The sequence below is a fragment of the Kitasatospora sp. NPDC093550 genome (assembly GCF_044764985.1).
Lineage (GTDB): Bacteria > Actinomycetota > Actinomycetes > Streptomycetales > Streptomycetaceae > Kitasatospora.
Map to the genome: position 1 here is coordinate 154,606 of NZ_JBIWJF010000005.1, position 19,438 is coordinate 174,043.

Annotated in this window: 19 protein-coding genes; 7 read left to right on the forward strand and 12 right to left on the reverse strand. The window is 73.7% G+C overall.

Annotated elements, in window-relative coordinates:
* Nucleotides 1-2 precede the first annotated feature (2 nt).
* The 4 genes from ACIRD3_RS09765 to ACIRD3_RS09780 form a co-directional block, all read right to left on the reverse strand.
* The gene (locus ACIRD3_RS09765; RefSeq protein WP_402213712.1) at nt 3-521 is read right to left on the reverse strand and encodes a GNAT family N-acetyltransferase; all 519 of its coding nucleotides are present in this window, start codon (nt 519-521) and stop codon (nt 3-5) included.
* 188 nt (nt 522-709) lie between these two features.
* Nucleotides 710-2,578, reverse strand: a complete 1,869-nt coding sequence (locus ACIRD3_RS09770) for an endonuclease/exonuclease/phosphatase family protein (protein ID WP_402213713.1) — start codon at nt 2,576-2,578, stop codon at nt 710-712.
* Between the two features lie 224 nt (nt 2,579-2,802).
* A complete protein-coding gene (locus ACIRD3_RS09775; protein WP_402213715.1) occupies nt 2,803-3,756 on the reverse strand; it encodes a Gfo/Idh/MocA family protein in 954 nt (317 codons plus the stop codon).
* 164 nt (nt 3,757-3,920) lie between these two features.
* Nucleotides 3,921-4,379, reverse strand: coding sequence for a MarR family winged helix-turn-helix transcriptional regulator (locus ACIRD3_RS09780; RefSeq protein ID WP_402213717.1), 459 nt, complete (start codon nt 4,377-4,379; stop codon nt 3,921-3,923).
* 63 nt (nt 4,380-4,442) lie between these two features.
* Here ACIRD3_RS09780 and ACIRD3_RS09785 point away from each other — a divergent pair, with 63 nt between their 5' ends.
* Both ACIRD3_RS09785 and ACIRD3_RS09790 read left to right on the forward strand, forming a co-directional pair.
* Nucleotides 4,443-4,811 carry a VOC family protein gene (locus tag ACIRD3_RS09785; RefSeq protein ID WP_402213719.1) on the forward strand — a complete coding sequence of 123 codons (369 nt, stop codon included), beginning with the start codon at nt 4,443-4,445 and terminating at the stop codon, nt 4,809-4,811.
* A gap of 105 nt (nt 4,812-4,916) precedes the next feature.
* Nucleotides 4,917-5,423 carry a hypothetical protein gene (locus ACIRD3_RS09790; RefSeq protein WP_402213721.1) on the forward strand — a complete coding sequence of 169 codons (507 nt, stop codon included), beginning with the start codon at nt 4,917-4,919 and terminating at the stop codon, nt 5,421-5,423.
* Between the two features lie 175 nt (nt 5,424-5,598).
* Here the strand turns inward: ACIRD3_RS09790 and ACIRD3_RS09795 are convergent, their stop codons facing one another.
* The 4 genes from ACIRD3_RS09795 to ACIRD3_RS09810 form a co-directional block, all read right to left on the reverse strand.
* Entirely contained in the window at nt 5,599-5,991 is a 393-nt protein-coding gene (locus ACIRD3_RS09795) for a sigma-70 family RNA polymerase sigma factor (protein ID WP_402214033.1), read from the reverse strand.
* 6 nt (nt 5,992-5,997) lie between these two features.
* Entirely contained in the window at nt 5,998-6,165 is a 168-nt protein-coding gene (locus ACIRD3_RS09800; RefSeq protein WP_402213722.1) for a hypothetical protein, read from the reverse strand.
* Nucleotides 6,166-6,238: 73 nt separating this feature from the next.
* Nucleotides 6,239-7,120 carry an SDR family NAD(P)-dependent oxidoreductase gene (locus ACIRD3_RS09805; protein WP_402213724.1) on the reverse strand — a complete coding sequence of 294 codons (882 nt, stop codon included), beginning with the start codon at nt 7,118-7,120 and terminating at the stop codon, nt 6,239-6,241.
* A gap of 402 nt (nt 7,121-7,522) precedes the next feature.
* Nucleotides 7,523-8,098 carry a TetR/AcrR family transcriptional regulator gene (locus ACIRD3_RS09810; RefSeq protein ID WP_402214035.1) on the reverse strand — a complete coding sequence of 192 codons (576 nt, stop codon included), beginning with the start codon at nt 8,096-8,098 and terminating at the stop codon, nt 7,523-7,525.
* A 384-nt stretch (nt 8,099-8,482) separates the two neighbouring features.
* Here ACIRD3_RS09810 and ACIRD3_RS09815 point away from each other — a divergent pair, with 384 nt between their 5' ends.
* On the forward strand, nt 8,483-9,319 hold the full coding sequence (locus ACIRD3_RS09815) for an RICIN domain-containing protein (RefSeq protein WP_402213726.1): 837 nt from the start codon (nt 8,483-8,485) through the stop codon (nt 9,317-9,319).
* Nucleotides 9,320-9,337: 18 nt separating this feature from the next.
* On the opposite strand, the gene ACIRD3_RS09820 is transcribed toward ACIRD3_RS09815, so the two are convergent.
* Nucleotides 9,338-9,883: a TetR/AcrR family transcriptional regulator gene (locus ACIRD3_RS09820; RefSeq protein WP_402213728.1), complete on the reverse strand. Its 546-nt coding sequence runs from the start codon at nt 9,881-9,883 to the stop codon at nt 9,338-9,340.
* A gap of 115 nt (nt 9,884-9,998) precedes the next feature.
* On the opposite strand from ACIRD3_RS09820, the gene ACIRD3_RS09825 reads away from it, so the two are divergent.
* Entirely contained in the window at nt 9,999-10,202 is a 204-nt protein-coding gene (locus ACIRD3_RS09825) for a hypothetical protein (RefSeq protein ID WP_402213730.1), read from the forward strand.
* 305 nt (nt 10,203-10,507) lie between these two features.
* On the opposite strand, the gene ACIRD3_RS09830 is transcribed toward ACIRD3_RS09825, so the two are convergent.
* Nucleotides 10,508-11,419, reverse strand: coding sequence for a LysR family transcriptional regulator (locus ACIRD3_RS09830; RefSeq protein ID WP_402213732.1), 912 nt, complete (start codon nt 11,417-11,419; stop codon nt 10,508-10,510).
* 218 nt (nt 11,420-11,637) lie between these two features.
* Here ACIRD3_RS09830 and ACIRD3_RS09835 point away from each other — a divergent pair, with 218 nt between their 5' ends.
* Together ACIRD3_RS09835 and ACIRD3_RS09840 are read left to right on the forward strand one after the other, a co-directional pair.
* Complete coding sequence (locus tag ACIRD3_RS09835; protein WP_402213734.1) at nt 11,638-13,071, forward strand: TolB family protein; 1,434 nt, start codon at nt 11,638-11,640, stop codon at nt 13,069-13,071.
* A 244-nt stretch (nt 13,072-13,315) separates the two neighbouring features.
* The gene (locus tag ACIRD3_RS09840; protein ID WP_402213735.1) at nt 13,316-14,905 is read left to right on the forward strand and encodes a TolB family protein; all 1,590 of its coding nucleotides are present in this window, start codon (nt 13,316-13,318) and stop codon (nt 14,903-14,905) included.
* Nucleotides 14,906-15,209: 304 nt separating this feature from the next.
* Here the strand turns inward: ACIRD3_RS09840 and ACIRD3_RS09845 are convergent, their stop codons facing one another.
* The gene (locus ACIRD3_RS09845; protein WP_402213737.1) at nt 15,210-16,403 is read right to left on the reverse strand and encodes a glycine C-acetyltransferase; all 1,194 of its coding nucleotides are present in this window, start codon (nt 16,401-16,403) and stop codon (nt 15,210-15,212) included.
* 30 nt (nt 16,404-16,433) lie between these two features.
* Entirely contained in the window at nt 16,434-17,462 is a 1,029-nt protein-coding gene (tdh, locus tag ACIRD3_RS09850; RefSeq protein ID WP_402213739.1) for an L-threonine 3-dehydrogenase, read from the reverse strand.
* A 482-nt stretch (nt 17,463-17,944) separates the two neighbouring features.
* Here tdh and ACIRD3_RS09855 point away from each other — a divergent pair, with 482 nt between their 5' ends.
* The gene (locus ACIRD3_RS09855) at nt 17,945-19,360 is read left to right on the forward strand and encodes a serine hydrolase domain-containing protein (RefSeq protein ID WP_402213741.1); all 1,416 of its coding nucleotides are present in this window, start codon (nt 17,945-17,947) and stop codon (nt 19,358-19,360) included.
* Nucleotides 19,361-19,438: the final 78 nt, after the last annotated feature.

The following is a 19,438-nucleotide window of genomic DNA, read 5'->3' on the forward strand; positions in this document are numbered from 1 at the left end:
TGTCAGACGAGCGGGAGGGCCATCTCCAGGATCCGCGCCGAGGAGTCCAGCACGTACGGCGTGGCACCCCCGGTGTACGCGAACCCGCGCCGGACGTAGAAGGCGGCGGCACGGGGGTTGGCCTCGTGCACCCCGAGCAGCATCCGCTCGGCGCCCTGGTCGCGGGCCCAGGCGAGGGCGGCGTCCAGCAGGGCGTCGGCCACACCGCGCTCGCGGCCGCGGTGCGCCGGGTCCACCCAGACGCCGATCAGGTCCACGGTGCGGGGGTGCTGCTGGTTCGGGACGGACAGCATGGTGCCGACCCACTCCCCCTCGGCGTCGACGGCCACCAGGCCGACCTTGCCGGGTTCGTTGACCCAGTTCGTCCGGGCCCGCCAGTTGCCCTCGCCCTGGTGGCTCGCGTACTCGTGGGTCTCACCGAACGCCATTGGCGTGTCGAGGAGTTGGGCCAGGCGCACCTTCCGCAGGCGCTGCCAGTCCTCACGGCCGATCCGCTCGATCCGGTACTGCACGGTCTCCACGGTCTCCCCCGTCACCCGACGCCCCGAACGGCGCTGCCTCCGCCGCCGGTGATCACCGGCGGCGGAGGCAGGATAGCCGCAGTGCGCGTCACGGCCGACGCCGCGGCCCGCGCATCGCCGTTCACGTCACGCCCGACGCCGCGGCCCGCGCATCGCCGTTCACGCCCCGGCCGGCACGGCGGCTCGCGTCACGGCTTGATGCGGACCACCTGCGGGTCGTGGTCGCTCGCCTGCTGGGCGAACTCGGAGTTGATGTGCACCACGTCGTACTTGGCGTAGCCGACCTCGGGGCTGACCAGGATGTGGTCCAGCACCTGCGAGTTGCCCTGGTAGACGTAGGAGTACTGCTCGGTCTCCGGCAGCTCGTTGACCAGGTCGCGCAGCACGCCGCCCTTGGTGAGCGCGGCCAGCGCGGGCGAGAACTGGTAGTCGTTGAAGTCGCCGAGGGAGACGACCTTGGCCTCCTTGTCGGCGGCCAGCAGCTGCGCGACGAAGGCCTGCTCGAGGGTGGCCTGCTTGACCCGCTGCACCTCGGAGCTGCGGGTCGGCTGCTGGAAGCGGCTGTCGATGCCCTGGTCGCCGCCCTTGCTGTTGAAGTGGTTGGCGATCACGAAGACCTTCTGGCCGCGGAAGGCGAACTGGCCGACCAGCGGCTTGCGGCTGGTGGTCCACGCCTCGTCGTTCGGCGCGATCCGGCCGGGCGAGGCGGTCAGCGCGGCGGCGGTGCCGGTGCCGGTCACGCCGACGGCGGTGGTGGCGTCGCCGCCCGGGATGTCGGTGAAGGAGACCCGCTGCGGGTTGAACAGGAAGACCTGGCGGATGTTGCCGCCGGGCTCGCCGCCGTCCTTGCCGTCCTGCGGGTCGATCGAGCGCCAGTCGTACGCCGGGCCGCCGGCCGCCTTGATCGCGGCGATGAACTTGGCGACGGTCTGGCTCGCGTCCACCGTGCCGTCGTTCTTGGAACCGTTGTCGTCCTGGATCTCCTCCAGGGCGACGATGTCGGGCGAGCGCAGGTTGGTGACGACGCCCTGGGCCAGCGCGGCGAACTTGGAGTCCGGGTTGTTCGGGGCCAGGTTCTCCACGTTGTAGGTGGCGAGGGTGAGTTCGCGGTCGCCCGCCTGGGCGGTGACCTCGCGCTGCAGGTGGTTGTCCTTCAGCGTGCCCATCGGGCCGGCGACGAGGGTGTAGCCGCCGAAGGCGTTGTAGTCCAGCGGGCCGGTGGTGGTGCCGGTCAGCTCGTCGCCGACGTTGGCCACCGGGAACACCTGCTGCGAGGCGGGCGCCTGCTGCTGGATCATCAGGCGGCCGACGTTGGGCTCGCGGTAGGACTCGTACAGCACGCCGCCGCGCTTGCTGCGCTGGTCCTGGCGGTCGGCGGCGACCCACAGCTCGTTGTACTTGTCGGTCGCCTGGACCACCCGGACGTCCTTGACCTGGACGAGCATGCCCTCCAGGGACTCGTAGAAGTCCAGGGCGTACTTCTCCGGGTCGAGCTTCACGCCGTCGATGCTGCCGTCCGCGCCGGCCGCCGGGCTGTAGGTGCCGGGGATGTTGCGGGTGTCGACGACCACCGGGGCGGGCAGCGGGTTGCCGGAGGAGACGACCGTGACGCCCGGGGCGGAGATCTCGGTGAGGGACTGCGAGCCGCCGGAGTAGTTGGGGTAGTACTCGGTGACCTTGCCGCTCACCAGCACCGAGTCGCCGACCTTGACGGTCGGGTTGCCGCCAGTGAAGACGAAGACGCCCTCGCTGGTCGCCGGGTCCGCGTCCGGGTTCGGGTCCTGGATCCAGAAGCCCTTGGAACTGCCGTACGCGCGCACACCGGTGACGATGCCGGGCACACCGGTGACGGGCTTGCCGGCCTGCGGGGATATCCGGGTGGTGCCCTGGACGTCGTGGATCCGCAGCGGGCCGGCCTCGGTCGGGGCGGGGGTCGCGGCACCGGCGGCGTTGGCCGCCGGCAGCGGCACGAGCACCAGCGAGGCGGCCAGCGAGGCCGGGATCAGGGCGGCGCGCAGCAGGCTTCTGTGCGGGCGGGAGGCGGGGGCGGTGGTCACCGGGGCAGGACTCCTAGCTCCGTCGTGCGGCACGGGTGGTGGCACGGCGGTCCGGGCGGAGGCGCGCTCGATGCGCGCGCTACTCGCGTAGAGGGAGCGGGGGACGGACACCCGCCCCCCGCGGCGCCCCTCAAGATACGCGCGTAGAAAAAGCCCCGACAAGACCTCGTCGGTGAACTGTCCGTTCCGTCCAGGTGACTTGACTCACGGTCAGTCCGGGCTGCTCACAGGCCGCTCCCAGCCGACTCCCAGGAAGCCTCGATCCGCGCCACGACCAGCTCGCACAGCTCGTGGGTGCGCAGCGCGTCACGGGCGTCGAGGGTCTTCCCGGTGCGGACGGCGTCCAGGAACGCCAGCACGCACTGCTCGATGCCGCGCTGGCGGGCGACCGACACCCAGTCGCCGCGGCGCCGGACGGTCGGCTGGCCCCGGTGGTCGATCACCTCCGCCAGGTTGCGCACCTCCCGCTTGGAGTCGCCGCCGGACACCTCCAGCACCTCCTCCGTCGAGCCGGAGAGCCGGTTCATGATGCCCAGCGCGGTGAACCCCTCCCCGCCGAGGGTGAGCACCACGTGCTCGACCAGCCCGTTCCGGCTGCGGGAGCGGACGTCCACGTGCTCGATCTCGCCCGGCACGAGGAAGCGGAGCAGGTCGACGACGTGGATGAAGTCGTCGTAGACCAGGGTGCGGGCGGCCTCGGGCAGGCCCTCGCGGTTCTTCTGCAGCACGATCAGGTCCCGCGGGCGCTCCTTGGCCTGCACGTAGCCGGGCGCGTGCCGCCGGTTGAAGCCCACCATCAGCGAGCGGCCCGTCCGGTCGGCCAGGTCCACCAGGCGGCGGGAACCGTCCAGCGTGTAGTCCAGCGGCTTGTCCACGTAGACGTCGACGCCCGCCGTCAGCAGCCGCTCCACGATCGGCACGTGCTGGTCGGTGGCCGCGTGCACGAACGCCGCCCGGATCCCGCTCCCGATCAACTCCCCGAGATCGGTGAACCGCTTCTCCGCCGCGACCCGGTACGCCTCACCGATCCGCTCCAGCTTCGCCCCGTCCCGGGTCATCAACCGCAGGTCCAGCCCCGGCAACGCCCCCACCACCGGCAGATACGCCTTCTGCGCGATGTCCCCGAGCCCGATCACCCCGACCGGGAGCAGGCCGCCAGCAACAGAGGTCGAACCCATCCCCATCTCCCTACGCAGGCGCCGACACCATCACCCCCACCCTATGCACTCGCTCCCGCACCCACCGAACCGGCGCCGACCGCTGGACGGGGTGACCACGGCCGAGCGGATCGGCGGGTCAGCGGGCCACCGCTCGCCTGCGAGGGTGTGCGCCCGGGGAGCGGTCAGGCGCCCCCGGTGTCGCCACGGAGGGAATGGATCATGCTCCGCAGGATCCGGAACGCCTCGGACTGCTCGGTGTCGGTCAGGCCGGCCAGCATGCCGGCCTCGACGGACCGGACGGCCGCGCTCGCCTTCTCGAGGCTGCGTCGGCCGCGTGGCGTGAGCCGCGCGGGGAGCGCCTTCCCGACGGGTGCCTCCGCGGGCCTGGTCACGTAGCCGTCCCGTTCCAGGGCCTGGAGCAGCACGTTCATCGTCTGCCGCGTCACGAACGCGCCCCGCGCGAGCTCGGAGTTCGACAGGCCCGGTCGTTGCGCCAGCAGTTCCAGGCAGGAGTAGTGGGTCACGCTCATCCCGAGCGGCCGCAGCACTTCCTCCATGGCCACCCGCAGGGCGCTCGACGCCTCCTTGAGCAGGTAGCCCAGGGACGTCTCCAGGTCGACGCCGACACCTTCTTGACTCATGTCAGCATTCTGACATACGTTGCCGCATGTCAGAAAACTGACATGCAAAGAAGGAGTGCCACCATGCCCGCCACCGGCCCCGACTTCATCTCGCTCCAAGTGCGCGACCTCGCCGCTTCGCAGGCGTTCTACGAGCGGTACCTGGGCCTCGTCCGCTCGCCGGCCGGGCCCCCGCACGCCGTCGTCTTCGAGACGAAGCCGATCGCGTTCGCCCTCCGCGACGTCGTTCCCGGCACCGACCTCGCATCCGTCGCCCAGCCCGGCATCGGCGTGGCGATCTGGCTCCACGCCACCGACGTCCAGGCCGTCCACGACGCGCTCGTCGCCGACGGTCGCACCATCGTCTCCGCACCGATCGACGGCCCCTTCGGCCGGACCTTCACCTTCGCCGACCCCGACGGCTACCAGGTCACGCTCCACGACCGCGCCTGATCGGCCGAAAGCCGCCGAGACGGCGGTCACCCCCGACCGAGGGCACTACGATCAACTTCGTATGCCGAACATCGGTACGACACGTGAACAGCAGGGGGGACCACCATGGAACGGACGAGGACGCGCACGCTCACCGCAGCGGCCGGGGTGCTGGGGGTGGCACTCGCGTTCGCCGGGACGGCATCGGCGCAGCCCGCCGACCCGGTACCTGACTCGACACCGGCCGCAGCTTCGGCCTCGGACTCGGACTCGGCCTCGGACGAGCCCTTCGGCGAGCCGGGGACGGGGCGGATCCTGCCGCCGGCCCCGGACGAGGACACCATGTTCGCGATCCCCGACTGGATCGGGAACGGCGGCGCGGTGACGGCCTCGGTGATCGAGTCGCTGCCGATCGCCGTCACCGTCGGCTGCCAGGGCGGCGGTTCGGTGCAGGTGCACGTCGGCGGCCTGGCTCCGGCCGACTTCACCGTGCAGTGTCCGCTGGACTCCGTCGGCGTCGGCTCGGTGGACATCCCCGCCCGCCCCGGCCGGGACTTCCAGTTCACCGTGCACACCTCGGACCCGTCGATCCACTGGGGCATCAACGCCCTCCAGATCCGCCCCGCCCACTGACCCGGCCCCCGCCCGCGGGCCCGGGGCCCAACCCCGGACGCTCCGGAAGCCGGTGCCGGCCGCACCCGACGCACCCCACCCCGGGTGCGCGGTTCGCGGTCGGCGGTGACCACTCCGCGAGGCCCGCGCCGAATCCTCGGCGCGGGCCTCGCGCGCGTTCCGGACGGACGGAGTGTCAGCCCCGGGGGCGGCGGACCGCCAGCTCCCGTCGCAGCGCGCGCAGGGCGTAGTGCGTACGGGACTTGACGGTGCCGGGTGGGACGCCGAGCTCCTGCGCGGCCTCCTCGCCGGACCGGTCGCGCAGGTGGATCCGGACGATCACCTCCCGGTGCTCCTCGGAGAGCCGGGTCAGCGCCGAGCGGACCGCCTGCCGGTCGACCACGCGCTCGGCCAGGTCACCGTCGGCCGCGTGGTGCAGCAGCTGGCTCGGCACCACGCCCACCGGCACCGAGCGGTCGCGGCGGTGCATGTCGACGGACAGGTTCCGCGCCACCGTGTACAGCCAGGCGAGCAGTCGCTCCTCGTCCTCGGGATCGCCCTGCGGCGGCCGCGCCCAGGCCCGCAGCAGGGTCTCCTAGACGATGTCCTCCGCCCGGTGCAGGTCGCCGCGGGTCAGCCGGGCCGCGTACCGCAGCAGGAGGCCGCGGTGCCGCTCGGCCGTCGGCACCGCGGGAGCGGGGACGGGGCCGGAGCCCGAGCCGGAAACAGGGACGGGGACGGCCGTGTCGTGGCGCTCGGTCATGCTCCCTCCCACCGGATCGGGACGGGCGGACGGGTGCTGCGGGCGCCGGGGGTCGGCGGTGCGGAGGGTCGGGTCACGCGAGCGTCCATCGGCCCGCGTGCTCCCGGCTGAGCCGGAGGACGTCGGCGGTGAGCCGGGGGTCGGTGCTCGCCGGGGGGACGGGGACGGGTCGGGCTTCCGGGCCGATGAGCAGACCGGTCCGGCCGTCGAGTGAGGGGTCGGTGGCGGCGAACACCGAGGAGCGGGCGGCCTCGGCGGCCGGTCCGGCCGTCGAGCGCTCGAAGCGCCGGCGGACCAGCGGCCACAGCAGGCGCAGACCCGGGGAGACGATCGTCGGCGAGGCCATGGTGCCGTTGGTCATGCTGGTGGCGGCGCCGCCCGGGTCGGCCGCGAAGACGCTGACGCCGCTGCCGCGCAGGCGCTCGGCCAGGTCCAGCGTGTAGGCGAGGTTGGCGAGTTTGGCCCGGCCGTACCAGTGGAAGCCGTAGTAGCCGCCCGGGGGCTCGACGGCGGCGAAGGTGCGCTTGGCCACCTTGACGGCGCCGGAGCTCACGTTCACGACCCGGCTCGGTCCGCCGGCCCGGAGCTGGTCCAGGAGCAGCTCCGTGAGCAGGTACGGCGAGAGGTGGTTGACGGCGAAGGAGGCCTCGATGCCGTCCACGGTCCGCTGCCGCTGCGCGAACATCGCGCCGACGTTGTTGACCAGGACGGTCAGCGGGCCCAAGGCGGCCAGGTCGAGGGCGAGGCCCCGCACGGCGCCGAGCGAGGACAGGTCGGCCGCGATGAACCTCGGCCGGCTGCCGGTCGCCACGGCCGAGATCCGGTCCACGGCCTGCAGGCCGCGGTCCTCGTCGCGGCCGATCACGGTGACGGCGTAGCCGCGTTCCGCGAGGCCCAGCGCCGTCTCCAGTCCGATACCGCCCGTCCCGGCGGTCACCACTGCCTGGCGTTCCATCAGCTTCGCCCCTTCTCCACTGCGACAGATCAACCGGATAGCTATCCGGTTGACGGGTCACACGCTAGCACGAGCGGATAGCTATCCGGTTAATTGCTCGTCGTGCTGCCCCACCAGCCGTATCCGCATGGGCCCCACCGCGCACACGGATGCCGTCGACCGACGGCGGCGTCGCGGCCGGGCGCCGAGTCGATGCCGGAGGACCCGGGCGCGGAGGCGGGGTGAACGTCACCGTAGGCAGCGCCCGATCCCCTGTACAGCCGGAACAGCCCTCCCGGGCAAGCACGTTCGCGGTCCGTAAGATTCGGCGACCGCCACACGGCGACGGGCGTACGACCGCCGCACGACGGCGAACGACGGCCGCACGACGGCCCGGTCTCGCCCTCGAGCCGGTGACCCGCGTCAGCGCGGAGGACGCAACCCCTCGACGAGGACCCCGAGGTAGACCTCGACCCGCGCGGGGCCCTGGTCGCCGCTGCGCAGGGCGTGCTCGATCCCGCAGAGCAGTCGGCGCACGTCGCCGGGCCCGATGTCGCCGCGGACGGCGCCCTGCAGACGAGCCCGGTCGAGCAGGCTCGCGACGGCCTCGTCCAACTCGGCCTTCATGGCCGAGGTCTGTGCCTCGGCGTCATTGGCGGACTCCAGCACGGCTCCCAGGCCGTCGTCGTGCAACGCCTTGAGGAGCGTGAAGCGCAGCAGTCGGTGCAGCCCCTCGGAGGCGTCCTCCTCGTCGGCGGCGGCGCGGGCCTCGTCGACCAGCTCACGGAACCGCTCCACCAGCAGCGCCTCGCGCAGCGCCTGCGGGTTGGGGAAGTGCCGGTAGACGGTTCCCACACCGACCCCGGCCAGCCGGGCGATGACGTTGAGCTGCAGCGTGTCGTCCCCTGCGGCGAGTTGCTCCCGGGCGACGCGCAGCACCAGGGCCCGGTTCCGCGCGGCGTCCGCCCGCAGCACCGGTTGCCGTCCCTCGTTCGCCATCACGGCCCCAGCATACGCAGCCCCGCCGCGCGGCCGTTCGGCCGCTCGTCGCCCGCCCGTGGTGCCCGCCCTTGGTGCCCGGAGCCGGCAGAACTGTCGGTACCCGGACCGAAACCTTTCGCCGCCGTCCGGGCCGACGCCGGCGCCGCCGGCCCACGGGCACCACCGCCGGGCCCGGAGCCGTCGCCTCGCCCGTCAACGGCCCGAAGCACCGTCACCCGGGCAGATCCCCGAGGCACCGACCGTCATCCACCAGTGGTCCGGCACCCTAGCGTGACCGTGGACAGGGGTCGACAGGCACGGCCCCGCCGGGCGGTCCGGCCCCGTCACGGGGAGCTCCGGCCGCCCGCCCACCGGGGAACGGCACGGCAAGGAGGACGTCGGATGACGCTGCGCAGGACGACCACGGAACGGACCGGACGGACGACCCCCTCCGACCCTCGGCGGGACCGGCCGGGCACCGCCCGCGCGGCCGCCGTCCTCCTGCCGGGCCTGCTGCCGGGCCTGCTGCTGATCGCCGGCTGCACCGGCGGCCCCGGCCCTGCCGCGGGCCCGTCGGCCGCCCCGGGCGTCCACGCCGCCGACAACCGGGCGGCGGCGGCCCCGCCCGAGGCCTCCCCCGCCGGACCGGAGGCCCTGTCCGACGACGTGCTCCCGGGCGGCCTCGGCGATCCGGCCACCGCGCCGACGGGCACCCCGGCGTTCGACCCGGACGGCCCGCGCACCCCCTCCTACGGGGGCCTCGGCACCCTGGCCTCCTGCGCCTCCGGACGCCGCCTGGCCGTGCTGGACGCCCCGCCCTCCGACGTGCCGGACGGGGCACCCGTCGGTACCGTGGCACCGACCGGAGGCAACGGCGAGGAGTGGCTCGTCTGGACCGAACCGGACGGCGGCCTGGCCCTGCAGTCCCTGCTCTCCAGCGGTGCGCCGGTGCCCCGGCTGATCACCGTGGAGCCCACCGGCACCGTGGCCGTACGGGACGACACCCCGGCGGGCGCCACCGGAGCCGACGCCCAGCGCTGGCAGTTCACCGACCGTCGGCCGGCTCCGGACGCCGCTCCGGCGGACGGCTCCGTCACCGACTGCCTGCTCATCAGGACCCAGGACGGCACCCGCTGCCTGCTCGACCAGGGCGCCGACGCGCCCCTGACGGCCGGTGCCTGCTCCTCGCCCCTCGCCTGGTGGCGCCCGCAGGGACTGACCGGCCCGACCGGCACCTGACCGGCTGCCGCAGGGGCCTCAGCCGGCCGCCAGCAGGGACTCCGCGATGGTGCGGGCCCGCCAGGCGGCGTCCGGGGTGCCCTCGCGCAGGGCGGTGACGATGGCGCCGTCCATCAGGAGGGCGAACTGCTTGGCCCGCTCGTCGGGCCGGGGGATGTCCGCGTCCCGCATGAGCTGCTCGACCAGCTCGATGACGCGCCGTTTGTGCAGCGCCGCCATCTCCCGGGCCGGGCTGGCGCGGTCGGCGATCTCGGTCATGGTGTTGATGGCGACGCAGCCCCGGTAGTCCTGCGTCGAGAACCGTTCGGCCAGCGCGTCGAAGACGTGCAGCGGGTGGCCGCCGTGGGCCGCGACCCGCTCGGCGAGCCAGCTGCGGAACCGCTGGTCGCGCCCCTCCAGGACGGCCGTCACCAGGGCCTCCTTGCCGGTGAAGTGCCGGTAGAAGGAGGCCCGGCCCACACCGGACTCGGAGAGGATGCGCTCCACGCCGACCGCGTGGATCCCGTTGGCGTAGAAGAGGGTCTCGGCCGTGCTCAGCAGGCGCGCCCGTGCGTTGACTGCCATGGGAGCGATCCTAACCGCCCTTGACGCCAAACGGCACCGATCGGTACCGTCTTCGACGTCAGAACGGAACCGATCGGTACCGTTTGCGGGGGACAGCCGTACAGCGGGGGGACGCATGGACGAGGACTGGGCCGAGGGCTCCGTCGACCTGGTCGACGGCTACGCGGTGGTGGACGCCGCCGACCGGGCGGTCTCCTCGGTGCCCCGCGCACTGGTGGCGTTCCAGGGCGGCTTCGTCAAGCTGCGGATCCCCGGCACCGATACCGTTCAGGTGGTTTCCGCCCCGGCCGTCCGCCTGATCACCCTCACCCACGGGTGACCCCGACGGTCGGATGATCCGACCGCCCCTCCCTGGACCTGCGGCTGCCCGGCCGCCCGGGCCGGGACGCCACGCCACCTGCACACGGCGCGGCCGCCCGCCCCGGGACGCCGGGCAGCCGCACGACCGTGTCCGGAACCACCCGAGGGCCCCGGGGCGTCTCTGACACTTCCCGCCGGATCCGCCGCGAATTTCGGACCCGGCCCACGCCAAGCCCTCCAGGCCCCGCCCGCCCGTCGTCCCTCGACGCCCTACGCGCCCAGCATGCCCGGCACGCCCTACGCGCCCGCCACGCCCGGAACGCCCTACGCGCCCGCCGCGGCCGCCTCGGCGAGGGCGTCCAGGACCGGCCGGATCAACGGGTGCCCGTCCGCGCCGGCCCGCACGGCGGCGAAGACCCGACGGGTGGCGAGCTCGCTGTCCACCGGACGGACGGCGACCTGCCCGAGGTCGACCCCGCGCAGCGCCGAGCGCGGGACGAGGGCCACCCCGGCGCCCGCCGAGGCGAGCGCCACGACCGCCCGGAAGTCGTCCGAGGAGTGCAGCAGCCGGGGCTGGAACCCGGCGTGCTCGCAGGCCAGCAGCACCACGTCGTGGCAGGGGTTGCCCGGGTAGGGCCCGATCCAGGGCTCGTCGGCCAGCGCGGCGACGGCGAGCGGGCCTGCCTCGCCCGCCAGCCGGTGGCCGAGCGGGAGGACGGCCTCGAAGGGCTCGGCGTACAGCGGCACCCGGGTCAGCCGGGCGTCGTCGGCGCGCGGCGCGCCCCGGTACTCCACGGCCACCGCGAGGTCGGCCCGGCCCTCCAGCACCATCGGCAGGCTGGCGTCGCCCTCGGCGTCCAGCACCTTCAGCCGCACCCCCGGCGCGCGCTCGGCGAGCAGCCCGATCGCCGGCGCCAGCACCAGTCCGATGCCGGTGGCGAAGGAGGCCACGGTGACCTCCCCGGAGACGCCGGCGCTGTACGCGGCGAGGTCGGCCTCGGCCCGCTCCAGCTGGGCCAGCACGACATCGGCGTGGCCGAGCAGGATCTCCCCGGCGGCGGTCAGCCGCACCCCCCGGCCCTCGCGGGCGAGCAGGTGGTGCCCGGTCTCCTGCTCCAGGGCGGCCAGTTGCTGGGAGACCGCGGAGGGGGTCAGGTAGAGGGCGGCCGCCGCGGCGGTCACGGTGCGGTGGTCCGCCACGGCCCGCAGGGTCCGCAGCCGTCGTGCGTCGATCACAGGCCAATTCTGCCAGCGTGGCGGAGCGAACCCGCCGGGGTCGTCCCCGCACCGCTTTCCGGGAGGAGGCGGTTCCGGTCGCCGGTACCACCGGTGACGTATTTCCGGCCGAGATCGCCGCAGTCCGTTGACCGCCGGGCCGAGCGGCGCTTGGCTCGTGCCCGACCGGGCCGCGGGGGTCGAGCGGGCCCGACACCGTCATCTGGGGAGGATGATCGATGACCACCGCACGCACCCGCCGCCGGCTGGCCCGCACCGCCTGCGTGCTGGCCGCCGTCACCGCGGTCGGCGCCGCGATGCCCGCCGCCGAGGCCCGGCCGCCCAAGGGCGACACCGCCCGGGTCAGCGAGGGACCCAAGGGCGAGGGGCTGAACGGCGACTCGTACCAGCTCGGGGTGAGCTCCGACGGCCGCTCGGTGCTGTTCAGCTCGACGGCGACCGGTCTCGCCCCCGGTCACGCCGACGGCTCGGAGGGCCTCTACGTGAAGGACCTCCGCAACGGGCACGTCGAACAGGTCGACCTGGCCGACGACGGCTCGCAGCTGAACGCGCCGGCCGCCAACGCCACGATCAGCGGCGACGGCCGGTTCGTGGCGTTCAGCACCGCCGCGACCAACGCGGTGCCCGGCCAGCAGAAGCACGAGACCGACGTCTTCGTGCGCGACCGGTGGACCGGTCGCACCGAGCTGATCAGCGTCGGCACCGGCTCGACGGCCGACGACCAGTCGATCCGCAGGGCGAGCGACCCCAGCCTGAGCCGGGACGGCCGCTTCGTGGCCTTCGCCTCCGACCGCACCGACCTCGGGGGGACGGTCAAGCGCGGCAAGGCGAACATCTACGTCACCGACCGCTGGACCCACACCACCCGGCTGATCACGGTCGGCTACGACGGCACGCCGGCCGACCAGCACTCCTCCGTGCCGACCCTGAGCGCGGACGGCCGGACCGTCGGCTTCACCTCGCGGGCGGGCAACCTCGTCCCGTCCACGGAGGAACCGGCAACGGCCGGCACCGGCGCCCCGGCCGACGGCACCCCGACCGCCGACGGCTCCACCGCACCCGCACCCTCCACCGGCGCCCGGCCGCACCTGGCGGTGCCCAAGTTCTTCCCCTTCTACGTCTGGGACGCCCGCACCGGCCGGATCAGCGCCGCCAGCTACGACGAGACCGGGGCCTTCCGGCCCACCGGCCAGGACGGTCGGATCAGCCCGGACGGCCGCTACGCCGTCTACAGCGTCCCCCAGCCCGGCGGGCGGCCCGGCTCGCACGGGATCCATCTGGTGGTCTACGCCCGCGAGTTGGCCACCGGCACCGTGACCCAGGTGAGCACCCCGCTCCCCGGCACCACCACGGACCTCTCCTCCTACGAGCCCGTCATGACCGACGACGGCCGGTGGGTGTACTTCACCTCCGACGTCGAGACCCTGGTGCCGGGCGACACCAACCAGCAGTCGGACGTCTTCCGCCACGACCTGTGGACCGGCCGCACCGAGCGGGTGAGCCTCACCCGGGACGGCGCCCAGAGCACCGCCTCGTCGTTCACACCGTCCGTGGACGCCTTCGGGGACACCGTGGTCTTCAACGCCACGGACGGCGACCTCGTCCCGGGCGACGCCAACAACGTCACGGACGTCTTCCGGCGCCGCCTCTGACGGCCTGACCCGACGGCCCGACCCGACGGCCTGACCCGACGGCCCGAACCGACGGCCCGGACCGATGGCCTGAACCGGCGCCTTCCCTGGCCTGACTCCCGTGCGGAATACGTTTGTTGACGTATTTTCCGCCGAGATCACCCGGGGCCGTTGACCCGTCGCGCCTCCCGGCGATTGGCTCTCCTGGAGCCCGTCGCCGGGAGGGAGCCCGGCGCCGCGGCGATCACAGGGGAGGACCACGCCCATGACCCGCAGCACCCGAACCACCCGCAACCGGTGGCTGGTCGGCGCCGGAAGCGTCCTGGCGGCCGCCGCCGTCCTGGCCGCGGTCGCCGCCCCGGCCCAGGCCGCGCCGGTGCCGCCCGCGACCGTCCAGGTCAGCGTCGGGCTGAACGGCGCGGTGCCCGACAACCAGTCGTGGAGCCACGGGGTCAGCGCGGACGGCCGCTACGCCCTGTTCACCTCCTGGGCCACCAACCTGGTGGCCCAGCCCGCGAAGACCGCCCGCGACGCCTACGTCCGCGACCTGCGCACCGGCCGCACCGAGCGGGTCAACCTGGCCGCCGACGGCTCGGCGCTGAGCGGCTTCACCGACTACGTCGGGATCAACGCGGACGGCCGCTACGTCGTCTTCGAGAGCGACGCCGAGAACGTGGTGCCCGGCCTGCAGGTCCAGGGCCGCACCGAGGTGTACCTGCGCGACCGCGCGACCGGCCGCACCGAGCTGATCAGCGGCGGCCTCACCGGCGCCGACACCGACAAGTTCCACGCCTCCTACGCGCCCTCGATCAGCGCGAACGGCCGTTACGTGGCCTTCGTGTCGGCTCGCACCGACCTGGTCCCCGGCATGCCGGGCGGCGCCGCCACCCCGTCCCTCGCCACCCCGTCCCTCGCCAGGCCGTACACCTGGGACTACAACATCTACGTCACCGACCGCTGGACCGGGACGACCCGCCTGGTCTCCCTCGGCGCGGACGGCAAGCCGGGCGACAGCATGTCGCTCAACCCGACGATCAGCGCGGACGGCCACACCGTCGGCTTCACCTCCTTCGCCTCCAACCTGCTGCCGGCCGCGCAGACTCCCGCCCCGGCCGCACCCGCCCCGGCCACCGCGTCCCCTGCCGCACCCGCCCCGGCCGCCGCCGACGTCGAGCCGGCCCCGGGCACCGCCCCGGCCCTGCCCCGCAGCGCCCGGGAGGGCCTGGCGAAGTCGAACCTGGCCCTGCCGACCACCGGCACCTACTACACGGCCGACCTCCGGACCGGCCGGATCTCCGCCGCGAGCATCGGCCCCGACGGCACGCCCGGCGCGGCGAGCTTCGACGCGACGATCAGCCCGGACGGGCGGCGCGCGGTCTACGCCCTGCCCGAGCCCGGCGGCTCGACCAACGGCCACCGCTACCACCTGGTGCTGTACGTCCGGGACCTCCGGACCGGCGCCGTGACGAAGGTCAGCGGCGGCCTGCCCGGCACCACCTCGGTGGGCACCTCCGACCACGGCCGCATCACGGCCGACAACCGCTGGATCTACTTCTCCTCCGCCGCCGACAACCTGGTGGCCGGCCCGCAGCACCCGGGCTGGGACGTCTACCGCCAGGACCTGCGCACCGGCCGCACCGAGCGGGTCTCCACCGCCCCGGACGGCTCCTTCGGCAACGGCTCCTCGGTCGACCCGTTCGTGGACGCCCACGGCGACACCGTGGTCTTCGGCTCGACCAGCGGCAACCTGGTCGGCGGCAGCACCGGCCCGGCGGGCGACTACCAGGTCTTCGCCCGCACCGACGGGCACCACGGTGACAACGACGACCAGGGCCAGGACAACGACGACGACTGATCGAAACGGCGGCGACGGCGAGCGCCCCGGGAACCGCGACGGGGGCGGGACGTCGGCCGGGCCGGCGTCCCGCCCCCGCAACGGGAGGGTGGGGCAGGTGGTTGGGGGCCGTGGGGGGGGGGGGGGGGGGGGGGGGGGGCCCCCCCGGCGGGGGGGGGGGGGGGGGGGGGGGGGGGGGGGGGGGGGGGGGGGGGCTCGGGCCCCCCCCCCCCCCCACGGCGGTTGTGGGCCCGCGGGCCGGACCGGTTCCGAGCGGTCCGGCCCGCGGGCAGTCGGTGCGGGCCCCTGCCGGGCCCGGCGGGGGCTACTGCCCCAGGGCGGCGCGGGCGTCGACGAAGGCCGCGACGGCGCGCTCGACGTCCTCGGTGGAGTGCGCCGCGGACAGCTGCACCCGGATCCGGGCCTGGCCGTGCGGGACGACCGGGTAGGAGAACCCGATCACGTACACGCCGCGCTCCAGCAGCAGTTCGGCGAGCCGGCCGGCCTCGGCCGCGTCGCCGATCATCACCGGGGCGATCGGGTGGTCGCCGGGCAGGATCTCGAACCCGGCCTCGGTCATCTTCGAGCGGAACAGCGCGGTGTTGGCCGCCAGCCGCTCGCGCAGCTCGTTGGAGTTCTCGACCAGGTCGAGCACCTTCAGCGAGGCGGCCGCGATCACCGGGGCCAGCGAGTTGGAGAACAGGTACGGCCGGGAGCGCTGGCGCAGCAGGGCGACGATCTCCCGGCGGGCGGCGACGTAGCCGCCGGAGGCGCCGCCGAGGGCCTTGCCGAGGGTGCCGGTGATGATGTCCACGCGGTCCATCACGCCGTGCAGCTCCGGGGTGCCGCGGCCGCCCGCGCCGACGAAGCCGACGGCGTGCGAGTCGTCCACCATGACCATGGCGCCGTAGCGGTCGGCCAGGTCGCAGATCTCCCGCAGCGGGGCGACGTAGCCGTCCATCGAGAAGACGCCGTCGGTGACGATCAGGCGGCGGCGGGCGTCCTGGGTGTCCTGGAGCTGCTTCTCCAGGTCGGCCATGTCGCGGTTGGCGTAGCGGTGGCGGCGGGCCTTGCTGAGCCGGATGCCGTCGATGATGCTCGCGTGGTTGAGCGCGTCGGAGATGACGGCGTCATTGGCGTCGAGCAGGGTCTCGAAGACACCGCCGTTGGCGTCGAAGCAGGAGGAGTAGAGGATCGTGTCCTCCTGGCCGAGGAACGCCGAGAGGCGGTCCTCCAGCTCCTTGTGGACGTCCTGGGTGCCGCAGATGAAGCGGACCGAGGCCATCCCGTAGCCCCAGCGGTCCAGGGCGTCCTTGGCGGCGGCGAGCACCTCGGGGTGGTCGGCCAGGCCGAGGTAGTTGTTGGCGCAGAAGTTCAGCACCTCGCCGGGCTTGCCACCGCCGGTGACGGTGACGGCGGCGCTCTGCGGGGTGCCGATCACCCGCTCGGGCTTGAACAGGCCGGCCTCGCGGATCTCGTCGAGGGTGGTGGCGATGTCGGCGCGCACGTTGTCGAACACAACAGGCTCCTTTTGCGTCGGCGGGGTGGCTCAGGCGGTCCAGTCGAGGATGATCTTGCCGCAGTTGCCGCTCGCGGCGTCGTCGAAGGCGGCGCCGAAGTCATCGGCGGCGTAGCGGCCGGTGATCACCGGGCTGAGGTCCAGGCCGCCCTCCAGCAGCACGGACATCGCGTACCAGGTCTCGAACATCTCGCGGCCGTAGATGCCCTTGATGGTGATCATCGAGGTGACGATCCGCGCCCAGTCGACGGCGAAGTCGTCGGCCGGCAGGCCGAGCATGGCGATCTTGCCGCCGTGCGTCATGTTGGCGATCATCGACTGCATCGCCTCGGGGCGGCCGGACATCTCCAGGCCGACGTCGAAGCCCTCGCGCAGGCCCAGCTTCTGCTGGCCCTCCTCGATGGTGTGCTCGGCGACGTTCAGCGCCAGCGTCACGCCGACCTCGCGGGCCAGGTCGAGCCGGTACGGGGAGACGTCGGTGATCATCACGTTGCGGGCGCCGGCGTGCTTGGCGACGGCGGCGGCCATGATGCCGATCGGGCCGGCGCCGGTGACCAGCACGTCCTCGCCGACCAGCGGGAAGGACAGCGCGGTGTGCACGGCGTTGCCGAACGGGTCGAAGATCGCGGCCACGTCCAGGTCGACCGGCACCCGGTGCACCCAGACGTTGGAGGCGGGCAGCGCCACGTACTCGGCGAAGGCGCCGTCGCGGTTGACGCCCAGGCCGACGGTGTTGCGGCACAGGTGGCGGCGGCCGGCCAGGCAGTTGCGGCACTTGCCGCAGACCAGGTGGCCCTCGCCGCTGACCAGGTCGCCCACCGCGATGTCGGTGACGCCGGCGCCCAGCTCGGCGACCTCGCCGACGAACTCGTGGCCGATCGTCATCGGGGTCCTGATGGTCTGCTGCGCCCAGTTGTCCCACTTACGGATGTGCAGGTCGGTGCCGCAGATGCCGGTCCGCAGCACCTTGATCAGCACCTCGCCCGGGCCGATCTCGGGCTTCGGGACGTCGATCATCCAGAGGCCGGGCTCGGCCTTCTGCTTGACGAGTGCCTTCACGGGCGACGGCTCCTGACGTGCGGGTGGGACGGCCTTCGGGGGTCGGGCAGGCCGCGGCGGCCCGGTTCGGCCGCACCTGACGGACGCGCTCCGGGCAGGCAGCAATCTGCCTGGTGAGAGGGGGTGCGGTCCATCGAGGAATTCTTAAGGGCGGCCACAGCTGGGCTGAACGATCGTGCCCGAGCCGCGCCCGACGGCCCGTACGGCGTGCCGGTGCTCACTCGTTCGGCCGAGCGCGAGGAGCCGACCGTCACACCAACCGGCCCCCGGGCGGCGGCACTTGGCAACGCCCGCGGGCCGCCGGCCACGGGCACCACCAGCCGGGACCGGCCACTCGGGTGGGGTTGCGTCCCGTTCGGGCCAGCACGGCCGCGGCCGACGCGCGGGTGCCGGACGCCGGTGCTTACGGTGACGACGCTCCCCCGCGGCCCCGTGGAGCAGGCGCTCCGGGGCCCTTCGCCCCAGAGAGGCCGCCCCGACCCATGACCAAGACCCGACGGCCCCGACCGGCCGCACCCCGCTCCGCCGGCCGGGCCACCGCCGCCGCCCTGGCCCTGACCGGCCTGCTCGCGGTCTCCGCCTGCTCCGGCGGGTCCGAGCCCGCCCCGCAGGCCGGCGGCCCGGCGGTCACCGCCGAACCGGCCGCGTTGAGCCCGTCGTCGACCGCCGGCAGCAGCCCCACCGGCACGGTGGTCCCCCTCACCCCGGACGTCGTGAGCCGTCTGGACACCGCGATCAAGCAGGTGATGACCCAGGTCGGCATCCCGGGGGTGATCGTCGACTACACCACGCCCGACGGCACCTACCAGCGCTCCTTCGGCGTCGCCGACAAGAACGCCGGCACCCCGATGTCGCCCGACCTCTACATGCGGATCGGCAGCGTCACCAAGACCTTCACGGCGACCGGCATCCTGCAGCTGGTGGACCAGGGCAAGGTGGGCCTGGACGACCCGATCTCCCGGTACGTCCCGGGAGTGCCCGGCGGCGACGGGATCACCCTCCGCGAGCTCGGAGACATGCGCAGCGGCCTGTACAGCTACACCTTCGACCCGGACTTCCAGAAGGCGTTCTTCACCGACCCCAACCGCCCGTTCACGCCGCAGGAGCTGCTGGCGTACTCCTTCAAACACCCGGCGAACTTCGCGCCGGACGCCCAGTTCGAGTACTCCAACACCAACCTGATCCTGCTCGGCCTGGTCGTCGAGAAGGTCAGCGGACAGCCGCTCGCCGAATACCTGCAGCAGAACGTCTTCGCCCCGGCCGGGCTCACCCAGTCCAACCTGCCGGTCGACGCGGCGTTCCCCGCCCCACACGCCCACGGCTACACCAACCAGACGCTGAGCGGTGCGGTCGAGGACTCCACGGACTGGAACCCGTCCTGGGCCTGGGCGGCCGGCGCCCTCATCTCGACCCGGTCCGACCTGCAGAAGTGGTCGAAGGTGCTGGCCACCGGCGTACCGCTGGTCAAGCCCGCGACCCAGGCGGAGCGGCTGAAGACCAAGCCGGTCGGGCCGAGCCCCGACCTCGGCTACGGCTTCGGCGTGTTCGAGACCCACGGATGGATCGGCCACAACGGCTCGCTCCCCGGGTACGAGAGCGTGGTGATCTACCTGCCGCAGGCGCAGGCCAGCCTGGTGATCCTGCTCAACACCGACATCCTGCACGACGGTTCGGAGCCCTCCACCCCCCTCGCCCGGGCGATCACGCAGATCGTCTCGCCGAACAACGTCTACACCCTGCCCACCCCGCCCGGTTCGGCCTCGGCCTCGGCCTCGGGCTCCGGGTCGGCGTCGCGCTCGCCCAGCGGCTCGGGCTCGCCGTCCGCGTCCACGACGTCGGCTTCGCCGTCGGGGCCCTCCCCCACCGCGAACGGCTCCGCCACTCTGCACGTCTCCTGAACTGCACGTCTCCTGACCGCGCGGCTCCGCTGACCCCACGGAGGCCCGGGCCGATCCACCGGCCCGGGCCTCCGACGC